At 61.6% G+C, this 15672-nt stretch carries 13 protein-coding genes and 2 riboswitches; of the genes, 11 read left to right on the top strand and 2 right to left on the bottom strand.

The annotated features are described in order from the left end of the window. The first annotated feature begins 12 nt into the window (after positions 1 to 12). From JL811_RS15465 to JL811_RS15450, 4 genes are all read left to right on the top strand, one after another. A complete protein-coding gene (locus JL811_RS15465) occupies positions 13 to 1620 on the top strand; it encodes an isocitrate lyase (RefSeq protein WP_202689606.1) in 1608 nt (535 codons plus the stop codon). 162 nt (positions 1621 to 1782) lie between these two features. Continuing rightward, positions 1783 to 1980, top strand: a riboswitch (cobalamin riboswitch). A gap of 119 nt (positions 1981 to 2099) precedes the next feature. Beyond that, a complete protein-coding gene (locus JL811_RS15460; protein WP_202689605.1) occupies positions 2100 to 2684 on the top strand; it encodes a hypothetical protein in 585 nt (194 codons plus the stop codon). A gap of 84 nt (positions 2685 to 2768) precedes the next feature. After that, positions 2769 to 2985: riboswitch (cobalamin riboswitch) on the top strand. Positions 2986 to 3183: 198 nt separating this feature from the next. Beyond that, a complete protein-coding gene (locus JL811_RS15455) occupies positions 3184 to 3426 on the top strand; it encodes a TRAP transporter large permease subunit (protein ID WP_337924755.1) in 243 nt (80 codons plus the stop codon). 10 nt (positions 3427 to 3436) lie between these two features. Next, a complete protein-coding gene (locus JL811_RS15450; RefSeq protein WP_202689604.1) occupies positions 3437 to 4096 on the top strand; it encodes an epoxyqueuosine reductase QueH in 660 nt (219 codons plus the stop codon). Between the two features lie 32 nt (positions 4097 to 4128). Here the strand turns inward: JL811_RS15450 and JL811_RS15445 are convergent, their stop codons facing one another. After that, positions 4129 to 5025: a methylenetetrahydrofolate reductase gene (locus tag JL811_RS15445; RefSeq protein ID WP_202689603.1), complete on the bottom strand. Its 897-nt coding sequence runs from the start codon at positions 5023 to 5025 to the stop codon at positions 4129 to 4131. Between the two features lie 155 nt (positions 5026 to 5180). Here JL811_RS15445 and JL811_RS15440 point away from each other — a divergent pair, with 155 nt between their 5' ends. After that, positions 5181 to 6074: a LysR family transcriptional regulator gene (locus tag JL811_RS15440; RefSeq protein WP_202689602.1), complete on the top strand. Its 894-nt coding sequence runs from the start codon at positions 5181 to 5183 to the stop codon at positions 6072 to 6074. On the opposite strand, the gene JL811_RS15435 is transcribed toward JL811_RS15440, so the two are convergent. After that, positions 6056 to 7438 carry a short-chain fatty acyl-CoA regulator family protein gene (locus JL811_RS15435; RefSeq protein ID WP_202689601.1) on the bottom strand — a complete coding sequence of 461 codons (1383 nt, stop codon included), beginning with the start codon at positions 7436 to 7438 and terminating at the stop codon, positions 6056 to 6058. The two genes, JL811_RS15440 and JL811_RS15435, sit on opposite strands and share 19 nt — an antisense overlap. 118 nt (positions 7439 to 7556) lie before the next feature. Here JL811_RS15435 and JL811_RS15430 point away from each other — a divergent pair, with 118 nt between their 5' ends. The 6 genes from JL811_RS15430 (at position 7557) to JL811_RS15405 (ending at position 15672) form a co-directional block, all read left to right on the top strand. Next, the gene (locus JL811_RS15430; RefSeq protein ID WP_237684996.1) at positions 7557 to 7937 is read left to right on the top strand and encodes an acyl-CoA thioesterase; all 381 of its coding nucleotides are present in this window, start codon (positions 7557 to 7559) and stop codon (positions 7935 to 7937) included. A gap of 13 nt (positions 7938 to 7950) precedes the next feature. Beyond that, positions 7951 to 9459 carry an MmgE/PrpD family protein gene (locus JL811_RS15425; protein WP_202689600.1) on the top strand — a complete coding sequence of 503 codons (1509 nt, stop codon included), beginning with the start codon at positions 7951 to 7953 and terminating at the stop codon, positions 9457 to 9459. Between the two features lie 10 nt (positions 9460 to 9469). Then, the gene (gene prpC, locus JL811_RS15420) at positions 9470 to 10639 is read left to right on the top strand and encodes a bifunctional 2-methylcitrate synthase/citrate synthase (protein ID WP_202689599.1); all 1170 of its coding nucleotides are present in this window, start codon (positions 9470 to 9472) and stop codon (positions 10637 to 10639) included. 2 nt (positions 10640 to 10641) lie between these two features. Continuing rightward, entirely contained in the window at positions 10642 to 11544 is a 903-nt protein-coding gene (gene prpB, locus JL811_RS15415) for a methylisocitrate lyase (RefSeq protein ID WP_202689598.1), read from the top strand. Between the two features lie 101 nt (positions 11545 to 11645). Next, positions 11646 to 14417: an aconitate hydratase AcnA gene (acnA, locus tag JL811_RS15410; protein WP_202689597.1), complete on the top strand. Its 2772-nt coding sequence runs from the start codon at positions 11646 to 11648 to the stop codon at positions 14415 to 14417. 268 nt (positions 14418 to 14685) lie between these two features. Beyond that, complete coding sequence (locus JL811_RS15405; protein WP_202689596.1) at positions 14686 to 15672, top strand: DUF1852 domain-containing protein; 987 nt, start codon at positions 14686 to 14688, stop codon at positions 15670 to 15672.

The following is a 15672-nucleotide window of genomic DNA, read 5'->3' as shown; positions in this document are numbered from 1 at the left end:
AAAGGAAACCCAATGGCCCGCAAGACCTATAATGAACTTCATGCCGAGATCTCGGCGCGCTATCCGTCTGGTCAGACTGCCGGCGGCGTCTCGGTCGATGATATCGTCCAACTGCGGCTGCAGAACACCTGGGACACGCATCTCGATATCGCCCGCGATATGGCAAAGGTCATGCGCGCCGATATGGCGGCCTATGATGCCGATGCGTCGAAGTTCACGCAAAGTCTTGGCTGCTGGTCGGGCTTCCATGCCCAGCAGATGATCAAATCCGTGAAGCGGATGCGCGGCACGGCGAAGGGCACCTATGTCTATCTGTCGGGCTGGATGGTCGCCGGCCTGCGTAACCGCTGGGGCCATCTGCCCGACCAGTCGATGCACGAAAAGACCGCCGTCGCCGATCTGATCGCCGAGATCTACACTTCGCTGCGCCAGGCGGATGAGGTGGCGATGAACGATCTGTTCAAGGACCTGAAGGCCGCGAAGACCGAGGCAGAGCGCAAGGCCGCCATCGCTGCCATCGACGGGTTTGAAACCCACGTCGTGCCGATCATCGCCGATATCGACGCCGGTTTCGGCAATGAACACGCGACCTACCTTCTTGCGAAAGAACTGATCAAGGCCGGTGCCTGCTGCCTTCAGATCGAAAACCAGGTCTCGGACGCCAAGCAATGCGGTCACCAGGACGGCAAGGTCACCGTCCCGCGCGAGGATTTCATCGAAAAACTGCGCGCTTGCCGTCTGGCCCTTGAGGAACTCGGCGTTGATCAGGGTGTCATCGTGGCGCGCACCGATAGCCTTGGCGCGGGTCTGACGCAGAAGGTGCCGGTTTCGGCCCGACCCGGGGACCATGCCAGCCAGTATATCAAATGGCTGAAGGTTGAGCCGATCACCGAAGCCAATCCGATCCAGGAGGGCGAACTCGCGCTCTACCAGGGTGGTGAGTTCGTGAAGCCGGTTCGGCTGCCCAATGGCCTCTTCCCGTTCAAGGAAGGCACCGGTCGGGCGCGGGTCATCGAGGATTGCATCGCCTGCCTCCGTGATGGTGGCGCCGATCTGCTGTGGATCGAGACAGATACCCCGAATGTCGATGAGATCGCCGCGATGGTGGCCGAGGTGCGCAAGGTGGTTCCGAACGCCAAGCTGACCTACAACAACTCGCCCAGCTTCAACTGGACGCTGAACCTGCGCAAACAGGTGCGTGCGGAATGGGTGAAGTCGAAGGCGGTGCCCGAGACCGATTTCCCCGAGGGCAACGAGTTGATGCGGGTGGAATTCGACGATACCGACCTGGGTCGTGAGGCCGACGCCCGGCTTGCCCGCTTCCAGACCGATATCGCGGCCCGCGCGGGTGTGTTCCACAACCTGATCACGCTGCCGACCTTCCACCTGACCGCCAAGTCGGTGGATGAACTGTCGCGCGGCTATTTCGGCGAGGACAAGATGCTGGCCTATGTCAAAACCGTGCAGCGCGAGGAAATCCGTCGCGGGGTCTCGGCGGTGAAGCACCAGCATGAGGTCGGCTCGGATCTGGGCGACACCTTCAAGGAAATGGTCTCGGGCGAACGCGCGCTGAAGGCCGGCGGTCATGCCAATACGATGAACCAGTTCGCGGCCGAGTAACCGGGGCGCCTCCAATCGCCCCGTCCCTTCGGCGGCGTCTGGCCGGAAACATCGGTCGTGCTTGACTGGTGGATTCGCCAATCATCCGGCCAGCAGCGCCGCTCCCCGCAAGGGGGGCGGCGTTCTGCTTGCCGAGTCTTGACTTTCAGATGTGGGATATTGGACTGATAGGTTGTCTTTGGTGCCGGCAGGGATGTCGGAGAATAGGGAACTGTGGGCGGGTCACCTGATCCGAAGCCACGACTGCCTCCGCAACTGTGAAGGGAGTGCGGACCATATGGCGCCACTGGGCTGAATGCCCGGGAAGGCCGGTTCGCCACACTCTGAAGTCAGGAGACCTGCCAGAGACGCTCACCTGTTCTGACCGCGGTGGGCGTATCGGGAGCGGCAAGACCGTAGGGTGACGACAACAGGAAACCGGCGGGGCATCCGTCCGGTGCTTTTCGACATGCTGGAGCGATACCGGCGAAAGGGTCGTCATGGATCAGGTAAGCGGGTTCCCCGCTGATCCGGAATATCGGAAGCAGGTTGCACAAGGGCCTGTATTGTCACTTGTCCGTCACACTGGCGAATGCCGCCGCCCTCTTCAGCGCAGGAGTGTGATCGAGGTTTCTGTCCATTTTGAAGGGACAATTGTTCGGCTGCATATGGAACCGGAGCTGCTGCGGTTCTTTCCCGAACGGGCCAGGGAAGCCCGAAACAGTTTCCTGCGCTATTTCAAGGACATGGAGCATGAGGTTTGTCGAGAATCTCGGGCTGATGCATCCGCGATCCGATTGCCGGTAACGGTCCGGTCAACTCTTCTTCAGGCTCTCGACCGAAAACTCTGCATGCGCCTGTATCGGCCGCTGTCCGGGCGGGAGGCGGCAGGGTTCCTCGGGTTGGACAAGAAAGCGTTTCGACACTTGCGTAAGGAAATCGGGATCGAGCCCAGCGAACGAATCCCGGCAAGCAGGCACGGCAGAAGCTACAGCTATGCCGTCTTTGCCGTTTCCGATGTGATCAGGATGCAGTCCATGATTGCGGCTTTGCTCAACCCGGGTAAGGGATTGGCGTTTCAATAGAGTTGTCGGCTCCCCCTTTTGGCTCATGTTTTACATGAGGGATTTTCAACGTGAGAGCCATTGACACTTTCGAGGCGGCGGAGAATTTTGACATTTGATTCAGGTGCCGGGGGAAGCCCCGGGTAAAAGGGAATCCGGTCAGGGTGGATCTGCGACATGCAGGTGATCCTCAATCCGGAGCTGCCCCCGCAACTGTAGGCGGAGAGCCTGTCCGACATGCCACTGGCGCCCCATGCGCCGGGAAGGCCGGACAAGGCTGTGACCCGCAAGTCAGGAAACCTGCCTGGATCCATCACCTGTTCCGGCCGCGGTGGGCGCGTCGGGAGCGGCAGTTCCGCAAAGGTGACGGCACAAGCCTGTGCGACCTCCGGTCGTGCGGGTCGGCTTCGCGACATCCGTCGCGGGGCTGTTTCCGTTTTTCCGGCCTGTTTGCGCAGGTCGCCCATAAGGCATGCCACGATGACCACCGAAGCCCGATCCCGCCGCCGCGCGCCATTGGGTGTCAATCAGTCGGCCCTGCGTCATTGCCATGGTGGTGCTGGAAATGGGGCTATTCCCGCCGCCGGTGGGCATGAATGTCTTCATCGTCCATTCGGTCGCGCGTCACGTTCCGCAATCGACGATCTATCGCGGCGTTACGCCCTTCTGGGAGGCGATGCTGGCAGACGTGGTCCTCCTCGCCGCCTTCCCTTCCATCGCAACAGTGCTCCCGGATTGGGTGATGGGCACCGCCACACGCTGAAAGGCAGAAAATGTCTGATCTGAAACGCCCCGTCCTGACCCCGCCAAATGGCGAGAAAAAGGTTCTGCTGCATTCCTGTTGCGCCCCCTGTTCGGGCGAGGTGATGGAGGCGATGACCGCGTCAGGCATCGACTACACGATCTTTTTCTACAATCCAAACATCCACCCCGAGAAGGAATACCTTCTGCGCAAGGATGAGAACATCCGCTTCGCCGAGAAGGAAGGCGTGCCCTTCGTCGATGCCGATTACGACAAGGACAACTGGTTCGCCCGCGCGAAAGGCATGGAATGGGCACCCGAGCGCGGCATCCGCTGCACCATGTGTTTCGATATGCGTTTCGAGCGCACCGCGCTCTATGCCCATGAACATGGCTTTCCGGTGATGACCTCGTCGCTGGGTATTTCGCGGTGGAAGGATATGAACCAGATCAACGGTTGCGGGGCCCGGGCCGTCGCACCCTATGCGGGCCTCGACTACTGGGATTTCAACTGGCGCAAGGGCGGTGGTGCCAATCGCATGATCGAGATCTCGAAGCGCGAGGAATTCTACCAGCAGGAATATTGCGGTTGTGTCTATTCCCTGCGCGACACCAACCGTCATCGCCGTGAGGTAGGGCGCCCTCAAATCGAGATCGGCAAGCTTTACTACCGGCCGGATGATGCTTCGTGATCTGCGCGCGCGTTCGACCGCTTCCGGGACGCTCAGCCAGAAGACAAAGCGATCCTCTGCCAGTCGAGAAAATCGGCAATGCCGCCAAACGGGAAGACATGCACGCCAGCAATCAAAGGGGTTCCGGTGTGATCGACACCTGCTGCCAACTCCGCGATGAGATCGTCGGGTGCGATCAGATGCAGAAGCCTTCTGACATCCAGCGCTTTGCGTTGCAGGATGGCAAGAGACGGGCCTACGCCGCAACTGATCCCATAACGGATCAGCTCTGTCAGCCGCGTTGGGCCGGCAAGGCCTATGGTGATTGGCAGCTCGATCCCTGCCTTGCGTTGATGCTTTGCCCAGTCGAGGGCCGGAGCGCTGGAAAAGAGGAACTGGGTCAGCAGCGAGGCCGCCATTCCGCTGCGATGCCTCCAATCCTGCTTCCAGCGCAGGGCTGCATCGGCTTGGGTTACGCCACCGTCGGGATCGATATCTCGATTGCCTTCCGGGTGGCCGGCGAAAACGATCTCTGTGAAGCCGAGTTGGTCAAAGAGCCCCGTGGCCACGAGGTCGATGGAAGAGCTGAACGGGCCCGCCTGCTCCTTCACGCCACCCGCAATGACCAGCGCCGCGGACACATCAGCCTCCGAGCGCAAGGCGGAAAGCATATCCTTGAGCTGGCTCTTGCTGTCGATCAGTCGCGCAGGGATATGCGGAACCGGCTCCAGGCCGAGCGCCCGCAATCCGCGCGCGGTTTCGACCATCTGCACCATGGGCGTCCTTGGGATAGATGCGATGAAGACTTTCGTTCCTGCGGCGATCCGCGAGACATCCTCCGGCCGGGACGTCCTGAATTTGTACCAGCTTTTCGGGGTCACCTCGAAAGAAGCCGAGGAAAGCAGTCCGCGCGGCTGCACGTCAATCGGGGTTTGGTCTGTTGTGAACATGGTCGGCCTTCGGCGGATCAATCCGGTGCTATGACGGCCTGCCGATTGGGTCCAGACGAAACAGCTGTGATGCCCGCATTTTCTACGCCGCAGCAGTCTTCGGATGGTGCGATCGCAGTGAGAAACCCACGTCACCGCAGATATGAGGGCAACGCATGATTGACCGTCAACACCTGGCCATCTTGCGTGAGATCGACCGCCTCGGCTCGCTCACCCTTGCAGCCGACCGACTCAACCTGACCCAGTCAGCCGCTTCGCATACGATGCGCAAGTTCGAGGACCGCTTCGGCGTGAAAGTCTGGGAAAAACAAGGCAGGGGGCTGCGTTTCACACAGGCGGGCGCGTTTTTGCTGGCGCTGGCACAGCGTGTATTGCCACAGATCGACCATGCAGAGCAGGTTCTGGCGGAGTTTGCGCAAGGTCATCGCGGTGCCCTCAGAGCCGGTATGGAATGCCATCCCTGCCAGCACTGGCTGATGCGGGTGATTGCGCCCTATCTGAAGGCTTGGCCGGATGTGGATCTGGATCTGCACACGGCCTTCCGTTTCGGTGGGATAGGCGCGCTGCTCGGGCACGAGATCGATCTGCTGATTACTCCCGACCCGCTTGATCTGCCGGGGATCCACTACACGCGGGTATTCAACTACGAGTTGGTGCTTGCGGTGCCAGCAGCACATCTCATCGGTGCCGTGGCGCGGCCGCAGGACCTGACGGGTGAAACCCTGATCACTTATCCGGTCTCTCCCGAGCGGCTTGACGTATTTACGCAATTCCTGGTGCCCGGGCACTGCCTTCCCAAACGCCATCGCACGGTTGAGACGACCGAGATGATGCTGCAACTTGTCGCCGCCGAACGCGGCGTCAGTGCCGTACCGGACTGGATCCTGCGCGAGGAAGGGGGTGGACTGCCGATCCGTACGGTCAGGCTGGGGCAGGGGATCTCGAAAGCACTGCATATCGGCGTGCGCAAGGGCGAGGAGGAAACGGATTACATTGCCGGATTTCTTTCACTTGCGCGTCAGCACGGCGCTCAGCCGGTGCCTGAATAGGGTGCGAAGCGGGCCTCCTCGTGACGCGCGGTCAGAGGCCGTCCGACCATCGGAAAGGCACGTTGCGGGCAGGCAGCCCGTTCGCAGACCTTGCAGCCAGGGCCGATCCTCGTTGCCGTTTCAGGATTTCGAAGGTCGAGGCCACGGGCATAGACCAGCCGCTCGGCATGGGTCAGATCGCAGCCGAGGGCGACAGCGAAAGTCTTCACCGGCGCGCCGAAGCCGCCTTGACCGCTTTGCACCTGTCGCGCGATCCACAGATAGCTGCGTCCATCGGGCATCTGCGCCACCTGACGAATGATCTCTCCGGGGCGAGCGAAGGCCTCATAGATGTTCCACAGGGGGCAGGAGCCGCCGATGCGCGAGAAGTGGAAATCGGTCGCAGACTGGCGCTTCGAGATGTTTCCCGCCCGGTCCACCCGGATGAAGAAAAACGGCACGCCGCGCGCATCAGGTCGCTGCAATGTCGAGAGGCGGTGGCAGGTGGTCTCGAACCCCACGCCGAAGCGTCGAGCGATCAGGGTGATATCGTAGCGCGCGGCCTCGGCCGCCGCCAGGAAGGTGCGATAGGGCAGGATCAGCGCACCGGCAAAGTAATTGGCAAGGCCGATGCGCAGCAGCGTGCGGGCATCCGTCGACAGCGCCGGATCCTCCGAGAGTCGGGCGATGGTTTCGCCCTGCTCCAGAAAGGCCAGTTGCGTGGCAATCTGGAACGCCATCTGTCCGGGATCGAGATGTTCGGCCAGGTGCAGGATGCGCGTCGACGGATCGTAGCGACGCAACGCCTCTCCCGCGCTCTGCGCGATGCGGATCCCGTGCCGCCCGGCGAGGCGGTCGATCAGCCCGGGTGCCATACGTCCGGGGGGCAGCTTGTCGCCGATGGCCTCGGCCGTCATGTCGAGATCGACCACATGATTGCGACGCTCGTAGAACCAGTCGCGCACGGCCTCGAAGGCTGCTGGGGACTGGCCGGGTCCTTCGGTGATATGGCCGGCAAAGAGATCGGCGCGGTCTGCTGTTTCACGCAGGCGGCGCTGCATGGCGATGATCGAACGGGCGACATCGGGCATGGCCGAGGCAAGCTCGCGCACCTCTGCCATGGCGATGCCGGCGCCCTGTTCGGCAAAGGCGCCGCGCAATTCGGTGATCAGCCGCGCCTCATCCGCCTCGGAGAACAGCTGCACATCGAGGCCGAAGGCCGCGTTCAGCTTCAGCAGAACCGGCACGGTCAGCGGCCGGGCGTTCTGTTCGATCTGGTTCAGATAGCTGGGGCTGATCTCCAGCGCGCGAGCCAGCGCGGCCTGTGTCAACCCGCGTTCCTCACGCAGGCGGCGCAACCGGACGCCAAGATAGGTTTTGCTCATCGTTGCAACCTTCGCAATTCGCAAGCCATTCGTTCACAGGTCGTCGCATTTTCAGTAGTTTATCTGCGTATCCGACCTGTGTGAAGACAGGATTGCCAATCTTGCAAAGGCTGTCCCGATGCCCATCGAGTCCGAGACCCGCATGATCGAGATGATCTTTCCCGAACAGGCGAACCATTACGGCACGCTGTTCAGTGGCCATGCGCTGGCCTTGATGGCCAAGGCGGCCTTTGTCGCCGCCACGCGCCACGCGGGAAGCTCGGTCGTCATGGCGCGGTCCGAGCGGGTGGATTTTGCGACCCCGATCAAGGTCGGCGAGATGCTGGAACTGGTGGCCCACGTCAGCCGCACCGGGCGGTCGTCGATGACGGTCGAGGTGCAGGGCACCGCCCGCAGCATCGGCGGCGCGCGTGAGCGTATCGCTTTGTCGGGCGCGTTCGAGATGGTGGCCGTCGATGCCGAGGGACGTCCCCGGCCTGTCGGCCCGGACGTTTCATGAAAAGGATAAAGAAATGATCACGCATGAAGTGCGGACCTACAAATCCGCCGAACATCTGCCGCGCGAAGACCAGCTAGCATGGAAGATTGCCGAGGTCGCCGCCGATCCGGTGGCGGTGGAACCGGTGGTGACCGAGATGATCATCAACCGGATCATCGACAATGCGGCGGTGGCCGCCGCCTCGGTCGCACGGCACCCCGTGGCCTCGGCCCGCGCGCAGGCGCTGGCCCATCCGATGAAGCCGGGGGCGACCGTCTTTGGCCTCTCCAGTGACCGCGTCAGCCCCGAATGGGCGGCCTGGGCCAATGGCACGGCGGTGCGCGAACTCGACTTCCACGACACCTTCCTCGCTGCCGACTACTCGCACCCCGGCGACAATATCCCGCCGATCCTCGCCGTGGCGCAGCATGTCGGCAAATCCGGTGCCGATCTGATCCGGGGGTTGGCAACGGGCTATGAGATTCAGGTGAACCTGGTGCGCGGCATCTGCCTGCATGAACACAAGATCGACCATATCGCCCATCTCGGGCCGTCGGCGGCCGCCGGCATCGGCACTTTGCTGAACCTACCCACGGAATCGATCTATCAGGCCGTGCAACAAGCCCTGCATGTCACCACCACCACCCGGCAGAGCCGCAAGGGCGAAATCTCGTCGTGGAAGGCCTTCGCCCCCAGTTTCGCGGGTAAAATGGCCATCGAGGCCGTTGACCGCGTGATGCGGGGCGAAGGTGCGCCGAGCCCGGCATGGGAGGGCGAGGACGGGTTTATCGCGTATCTTCTGTCCGGTCCGAATGCCCGCTATCAGGTGCCGCTGCCGGGCAAGGGCGAGGCCAAGCGTGCGATCCTCGACACCTATACCAAGGAACATTCGGCGGAATATCAGTCGCAGGCCCTCATTGACCTTGCCCGCCGGATGGGGCCGCAGATCGGCGATCTGTCCCAGATTCAGAGCATCGTGATCCACACCAGCCACCACACCCATTATGTGATCGGCACCGGTGCAAATGACCCGCAGAAGATGGATCCCAAGGCCAGCCGTGAAACGCTCGACCATTCGATCATGTATATCTTCGCGGTCGCGCTGGAGGATGGCGGCTGGCACCACGAAAGATCCTATGCACCCGAGCGCGCCAATCGCCCGGAAACGGTCGCCCTGTGGCAAAAAATCTCGACCACCGAGGACCCGGAATGGACCCGGCGTTACCATGCGCAGGACCCGAAGGTGAAAGCCTTCGGCGGTCGGGTCGAGGTCAAGCTGAAGGGCGGCAGGACCATTACTGACGAATTGGCGCTGGCCGACGCGCATCCCGACGGCGCCCGCCCGTTTGTCCGCGAGAACTACGTCAACAAGTTCCTGACCCTCTCGGACGGCATCATCGCCAGCAGTGAGCAGACCCGCTTCCTGCAAGCGGCCGAGGCGCTGGCGACCCTGAAGGCCGGCGATCTGGCGGCCCTGAACTTTACTGTCGGGGCGGATCGCCTTGGCGCCCCCCGCCCGAGCGGCATTTTCGACTGGAAATGAGGAGGGAAAGATGAGCGGCACTGTTCTGAAACCCAAGAAGTCCGTCGCGCTTTCAGGCGTGGTGGCCGGGAATACCGCACTCTGTTCGGTGGGCCAGTCGGGCAACGATCTGCATTATCGGGGCTATGACATCCTCGATCTCGCCGAGGCCTGCACCTTTGAGGAGGTCGCTCATCTGCTGGTGCATGGCACATTGCCGACCGCGCCCGAACTGCGGGCCTATAAAGCGAAACTGAAGGCCCTGCGGGGCCTTCCGAAAGCCGTGCGCGAGACGCTGGAGGCGATCCCGGCCGCCGCGCATCCGATGGATGTGCTGCGCTCGGGCGTCTCGGCGCTCGGATGCGTGCTGCCCGAGGCGCATGACCACAACATCCCCGGCGCGCGCGATATCGTTGACCGGCTGATGGCGGCGCAGGGGTCCATGCTGCTCTACTGGCACCACTTCGCCCAGAACGGCCGCCGCATCGAGGTCGAGACAGAAGACGACACCATCGCCGGGCATTTCCTGCATCTGCTGCATGGCATCGCCCCCAGCGAGGCCGAAGTGCGGGCGATGCAGACCACGCTCAACCTCTATGCCGAGCATGAGTTCAATGCCTCGACCTTTACGGCGCGGACCATCGCGGGCACGGGGTCGGACGTCTACTCCGCCATTGCCGGTGCCATCGGCGCCCTGCGCGGCCCCAAACATGGCGGTGCCAACGAAGTCGCGTTCGAGATCCAGAAACGCTACGAAAACGCGGATGAGGCCGAGGCCGACATCCGCGCCCGGATGGACCGCAAAGAGGTCATCATCGGCTTCGGCCACCCGGTCTATACCATCGCCGATCCGCGCAATGTGGTGATCAAGCGGGTGGCGAAACAGCTTTCCGATGCCGCCGGCAGTCTGAAAATGTTCGATATTGCCGAGCGGATCGAGACGGTGATGATGGACGAGAAGCGGATGTTCCCGAACCTGGACTGGTATTCGGCGGTGTCCTACCATCTGCTGGGGGTGCCGACGTCGATGTTCACGCCGATCTTCGTGATCTCCCGCACCTCGGGCTGGGGCGCGCATGTGGTCGAGCAGCGGCAGGACAACAAGATCATCCGCCCCTCGGCCAACTACATCGGGCCGGACAATCGCGCCTTCACCCCCATCGAAAAACGCGGGCTGCTCGCCCCGCCCTCGGAGGCATGACCATGCCCTATTTGATCGCCGACGACCTGCCCCTGGCGCCCGCCGGGCAACGTTTCCGCGCCGCTCTCTCGCGCCCCGGCATCCTGCGCCTTCCGGGTGCCCATAACGGCCAGGCCGGGCTTCAGGCCAAGGCTGCGGGCTTTGATGCGCTTTACCTTTCCGGCGCCGCGATGACCGCCTCGATGGGCCTGCCGGACCTTGGCATCATCACGGTCGATGAAGTGGCGTTCTTCATCCGCCAGATCGCACGAGCGTCCGGCCTGCCGCTCCTGGTTGATGGTGATACCGGCTATGGCGAGGCGCTGAATGTGATGCACATGGTGCGCACCTTCGAGGAAGCCGGGGCAGGGGCGGTGCATCTGGAAGACCAGCTGCTTCCGAAAAAATGCGGCCATCTGAACGACAAGAAACTGGCCGCTGCACAGGATATGGCCGCCAAGGTCGCCGCTGCCGCCCGCGCGCGCCGCGATCTGGTGATCATCGCCCGCACCGATGCTGCGGCCTCAGAGGGGATCGAAGGGGCCGTCGCCCGCGCAAAACTCTATGTCGAGGCCGGGGCAGACGCGATCTTCCCCGAGGCGCTGACGAGCGTGGAAATGTTCAAGGAGGTCCGCGCGGCGCTGCCGGGTGTGAAACTGCTGGCGAACATGACAGAATTCGGCCGAACGCCCGCGCTGACCGCACAGCAGTTCGAGGATCTCGGCTATGATATGGTGATCTGGCCGGTCTCCTCGCTGCGCGTCGCCAACAAGGCGCAGGCGAAGCTCTATGCCGCGCTGGCTCGCGACGGCGCGACGACGGCGATGATCCCCGAGATGCAGACGAGGACTGAGCTCTACGACACCATCGGCCTCAACGCCTTCGAGGCGCTGGACGCCAGCATCGCCCTGTCGGTCGCGCCCTGATCCAATCATCGTCGCCCCGTCCTGAACCGCCGGGGCGGCGGTATCGCTTTGGCGGGTTTGCCGCCTTTCCAGACTTATTCCCTGAAAGCCCATAAGCTATCATGCCAACCATCACCGGACTGGACAGCGCAAAGACGCGCCGCCACCTGAGCATCGCCGGAAACTCCATCGCCTTTTACTCGATCCCGGCGGCCGAGGCTGCGGGTCTGGGGGAGTTCTCGCGTCTTCCTGCATCGCTGAAAGTGGTGCTGGAAAACATGCTGCGGTTTGAAGATGGGGGCTTTACGGTTTCGCTTGATGATATTCGTGCCTTTGACGCCTGGGCGAAGGATGGCGGCAAGAACCCCACAGAGATCGCCTATCGCCCGGCCAGGGTGTTGATGCAGGATTTCACCGGCGTGCCCGGCATGGTCGATCTGGCGGCGATGCGGGATGGCATCATCCGGTTGGGGGGCGATCCGCAAAAGATCAATCCGTTGAACCCGGTCGACCTGGTGATCGACCATTCGGTGATGATCGACGAATTCGGTAATCCACGCGCCTTCCAGATGAATGTCGATCTGGAGTATGAGCGCAATATGGAGCGCTATACCTTCCTCAAATGGGGGCAGAAGGCCTTCGACAACTTCCGCGTGGTGCCGCCCGGCACCGGCATCTGCCATCAGGTGAACCTCGAATATCTGTCCCAGACGGTATGGACCGATACTGATCAGAGTGGCGAACAGGTCGCTTATCCCGACACTTTGGTCGGCACCGACAGCCACACCACCATGGTCAACGGCCTCGCCGTCCTGGGCTGGGGCGTGGGCGGGATCGAGGCGGAGGCCGCGATGCTGGGCCAGCCGGTTTCGATGCTGATCCCCGAGGTTGTGGGCTTCAAACTGACCGGCAGGATGGTCGAAGGCAACACCGCGACTGACCTCGTGCTCAGGGTGGTGCAGATGCTGCGCCAACATGGCGTGGTCAACAAGTTCGTCGAATTCTACGGCGAGGGGCTGGACCATCTGCCCTTGGCCGACCGCGCCACCATCGCCAATATGGCCCCCGAATACGGCGCCACCTGCGGATTCTTCCCGATCGATGGCGAAACCCTGCGCTATCTGCGCAACACCGGACGCGACGAGGACCGCATCGCCCTGGTCGAGGCCTATGCCAAGACCAATGGAATGTGGCGCGGCCCCGATTACGATCCGATCTACACCAGCACGCTGGAACTCGACATGGGCACCATCGTTCCGGCGATCTCAGGTCCGAGGCGCCCGCAGGACTATCTGCCACTGACCGATGCCGCGCGGACCTTCTATAAGGTCGTGGCCAGCTATCGTGGCATTGATGTGGGCACCGATGCCCAGGAAATGGTCGATGAGGGCGGCGCGGTGCTGGCGCCCCCGAAGGACGCTCGCAAGACCGTCGCGGTGGACGGCAAGGACTACACCCTCACCGATGGCTCGGTGGTGATCGCCGCCATCACTTCCTGCACCAATACCTCGAACCCCTATGTGATGATCGGCGCGGGACTGGTTGCCCGCAAGGCGCGCGCGCTTGGCCTCAACCGCAAGCCTTGGGTCAAGACCTCGCTTGCCCCCGGATCGCAGGTTGTCGGTGCATATCTGGAAGCTGCGGGCCTGCAGGAGGATCTCGACGCGCTCGGCTTCCACATTACCGGCTATGGCTGCACGATCTGTATCGGCAATACCGGCCCGCTGGCCGATCCGGCGATCTCGCGCGCGATAAACGATAACGACCTGATGGCGACGGCGGTGCTTTCCGGCAACCGCAACTTCGAGGGTCGGATCTCGCCGGATGTGCGGGCGAACTTCCTCGCCTCGCCGCCGCTGGTTGTGGCTTATGCCATCGCGGGGGATCTGAACATCGACCTCACCCGCGACCCTGTCGGCCAGACGCCCGAGGGGCGCGATGTGTTCCTGAAGGACATCTGGCCGTCCAATCAGGAAATCGCCGATCTGGTTCACCAGACAGTAACCCGCGAGGCGTTCCAGAAGAAATATGCCGATGTCTTCAAGGGCGACGAGAAGTGGCAATCTGTCGATGTGACGGATTCCGAGACCTATGACTGGCCAGCAAGCTCGACCTATATCCAGAACCCGCCCTATTTCCAGGGCATGAGCCGCGAGCCGGGTGTGATCAAAGATATCGAGGGTGCCCGCGTTCTCGCCATTCTGGGCGACATGATCACCACCGACCACATTAGCCCGGCCGGATCCTTCAAGGCGACGACACCCGCCGGTAAATATCTGACCGAGCGGCAGGTGGCAGAGAAGGATTTCAACTCATACGGGTCGCGGCGCGGTAATCACGAGGTGATGATGCGCGGCACCTTCGCCAATATCCGTATCAGGAACGAGATGCTGGCCAATCCTGACGGAAGCAGCGTTGAAGGTGGCTATACACTTGGCCCCGACGGAGCGCATACCTCTATCTTTGACGCCTCAGTGGCCTGGCAGGAGCAGGGCACTCCGCTCGTGATCTTTGGCGGCGTCGAATACGGTGCCGGTTCATCTCGGGACTGGGCCGCGAAGGGCACAGCGCTGCTGGGCGTCAAGGCCGTCATCGCAGAAAGCTTCGAGCGGATCCACCGATCCAACCTTGTCGGTATGGGGGTGATCCCGTTTGAGTTCAGTCCCGGCGAGACCCGCAAGACCCTCGGCCTGAAAGGCGATGAGGTGGTGACAATCCAAGGTCTCGCGGGCGATCTGAAACCGCTCTCCTTCGTGCCCTGCACCATCAGATATGGCGACGGCACCGAGAAGACGATCCAGATCAAGTGCCGGATCGATACCGCCATTGAGATCGAATATGTCGAGAATGGCGGCGTGCTGCATTATGTGCTGCGCAACCTCGCCAAGACTTGAGCGGAGGATGATCGCCGGATCAAACCGCATCAGCGCTGCTCCGCTTGCGACTGGACACGCCACATCCTCGGCAAACACATGACCGAGGGTCATGCGTTGATGAAATAAGATCATTTTTCCTCATCCGACTGCTCAGGCATAGAGGCTGAGTTGCTCATGAAGACAGGCGGTATGGCGGCTGCTGATTGAGAAATGATGCAAGAACGCAGGAAGGTCTGAATACCGGAGACGGGGTTCAGGCCATTCCGGATACTCAGAAAGCCTGATCATGACCGCTGAAAACTTCGCATTCTCGATCAGAAGCACTGCGTTCAACGAGGACTATTGTCCGTCGGATAATACGCGGCTCACAACCAATTTCGCCAATCTGGCGAGGGGGGAAACCCGTCAGGAAAACCTTCGCAATGCGTTGAGGATGATCGACAATCGCTTCAATGCGCTGGCGCATTGGGACAATGCCGGAGCGGAACGTTACTCTATCGAGCTTGAGATCATTTCGGTCGAAATGAGCCTGGCGGCAGCAGGCAGGAATGACGCCTTTCCGCTAATCGAAATCCTGAAAACCGTTGTCGTCGACCGGAATACCGGGAACCGGATCGAGGGGATCGTCGGAAACAACTTCTCTTCCTACGTGCGGGATTATGACTTCAGCGTTGTTCTTCCCGAGCACAACAAAAATCGGAATGATTTCGGTGCTCCGGACGGTTTTGGCGATCTGCACGGCAAGCTTTTCCGGCATTTCGTGAACTCGGATGCCTATAGGGAGCATTTCAGCAAGGCCCCGGTGATCTGTCTCAGTGCCTCAAGCAGCAGGACCTATCGGCGTACCGATAATTGCCATCCGATTCTTGGCGCCGAATACCAGCAGGATGCGCTTTCCCTGACCGATCTGTATTTCAGAAAAATGGGATTGCAGGTGCGCTTCTTCATGCCTCCGGGCAGTGTTGCCCCCCTGGCCTTCTACTTCAGCGGCGATTTGCTGAACGACTACAGCAATCTCGAGCTGATCAGTACCATCAGCACGATGGAGGCCTTTCAGAAGATCTATCGCCCCGAGATATACAATGCAAACTCCGCAGCCGGAAATGTCTACCAGCCCAACCTGAAACACCAGGACTTCTCGCCGACCCGCATCGACTATGATCGGGAGGAACGTAGTCGGCTGGCTGTCGAACAGGGAAGGTTCACGGAAGAGCATTTCATCAAGCCGTATCATGCTATCCTCGAGCGCTGGTCCGCCAGCTACGCGCTCTGA

Source organism: Szabonella alba, assembly GCF_016765775.1.
In the GTDB taxonomy this organism is placed as follows: domain Bacteria; phylum Pseudomonadota; class Alphaproteobacteria; order Rhodobacterales; family Rhodobacteraceae; genus Szabonella; species Szabonella alba.
Note: the sequence above shows the minus strand (reverse complement) of the source record. Positions and strands in the feature narration are given on the sequence as shown.

What these genes read in the sequence shown, in the direction of transcription:
- JL811_RS15465 (WP_202689606.1), top strand. Translation starts at nt 13, where the DNA reads ATGGCCCGCAAGACCTATAATGAACTTCATGCCGAGATCTCGGCGCGC.
- JL811_RS15460 (WP_202689605.1), top strand. Translation starts at nt 2,100, where the DNA reads ATGGATCAGGTAAGCGGGTTCCCCGCTGATCCGGAATATCGGAAGCAG.
- JL811_RS15450 (WP_202689604.1), top strand. Translation starts at nt 3,437, where the DNA reads ATGTCTGATCTGAAACGCCCCGTCCTGACCCCGCCAAATGGCGAGAAA.
- JL811_RS15445 (WP_202689603.1), bottom strand. Translation starts at nt 5,025, where the DNA reads ATGTTCACAACAGACCAAACCCCGATTGACGTGCAGCCGCGCGGACTG.
- JL811_RS15440 (WP_202689602.1), top strand. Translation starts at nt 5,181, where the DNA reads ATGATTGACCGTCAACACCTGGCCATCTTGCGTGAGATCGACCGCCTC.
- JL811_RS15435 (WP_202689601.1), bottom strand. Translation starts at nt 7,438, where the DNA reads ATGAGCAAAACCTATCTTGGCGTCCGGTTGCGCCGCCTGCGTGAGGAA.
- JL811_RS15430 (WP_237684996.1), top strand. Translation starts at nt 7,557, where the DNA reads ATGCCCATCGAGTCCGAGACCCGCATGATCGAGATGATCTTTCCCGAA.
- JL811_RS15425 (WP_202689600.1), top strand. Translation starts at nt 7,951, where the DNA reads ATGATCACGCATGAAGTGCGGACCTACAAATCCGCCGAACATCTGCCG.
- prpC (WP_202689599.1), top strand. Translation starts at nt 9,470, where the DNA reads ATGAGCGGCACTGTTCTGAAACCCAAGAAGTCCGTCGCGCTTTCAGGC.
- prpB (WP_202689598.1), top strand. Translation starts at nt 10,642, where the DNA reads ATGCCCTATTTGATCGCCGACGACCTGCCCCTGGCGCCCGCCGGGCAA.
- acnA (WP_202689597.1), top strand. Translation starts at nt 11,646, where the DNA reads ATGCCAACCATCACCGGACTGGACAGCGCAAAGACGCGCCGCCACCTG.
- JL811_RS15405 (WP_202689596.1), top strand. Translation starts at nt 14,686, where the DNA reads ATGACCGCTGAAAACTTCGCATTCTCGATCAGAAGCACTGCGTTCAAC.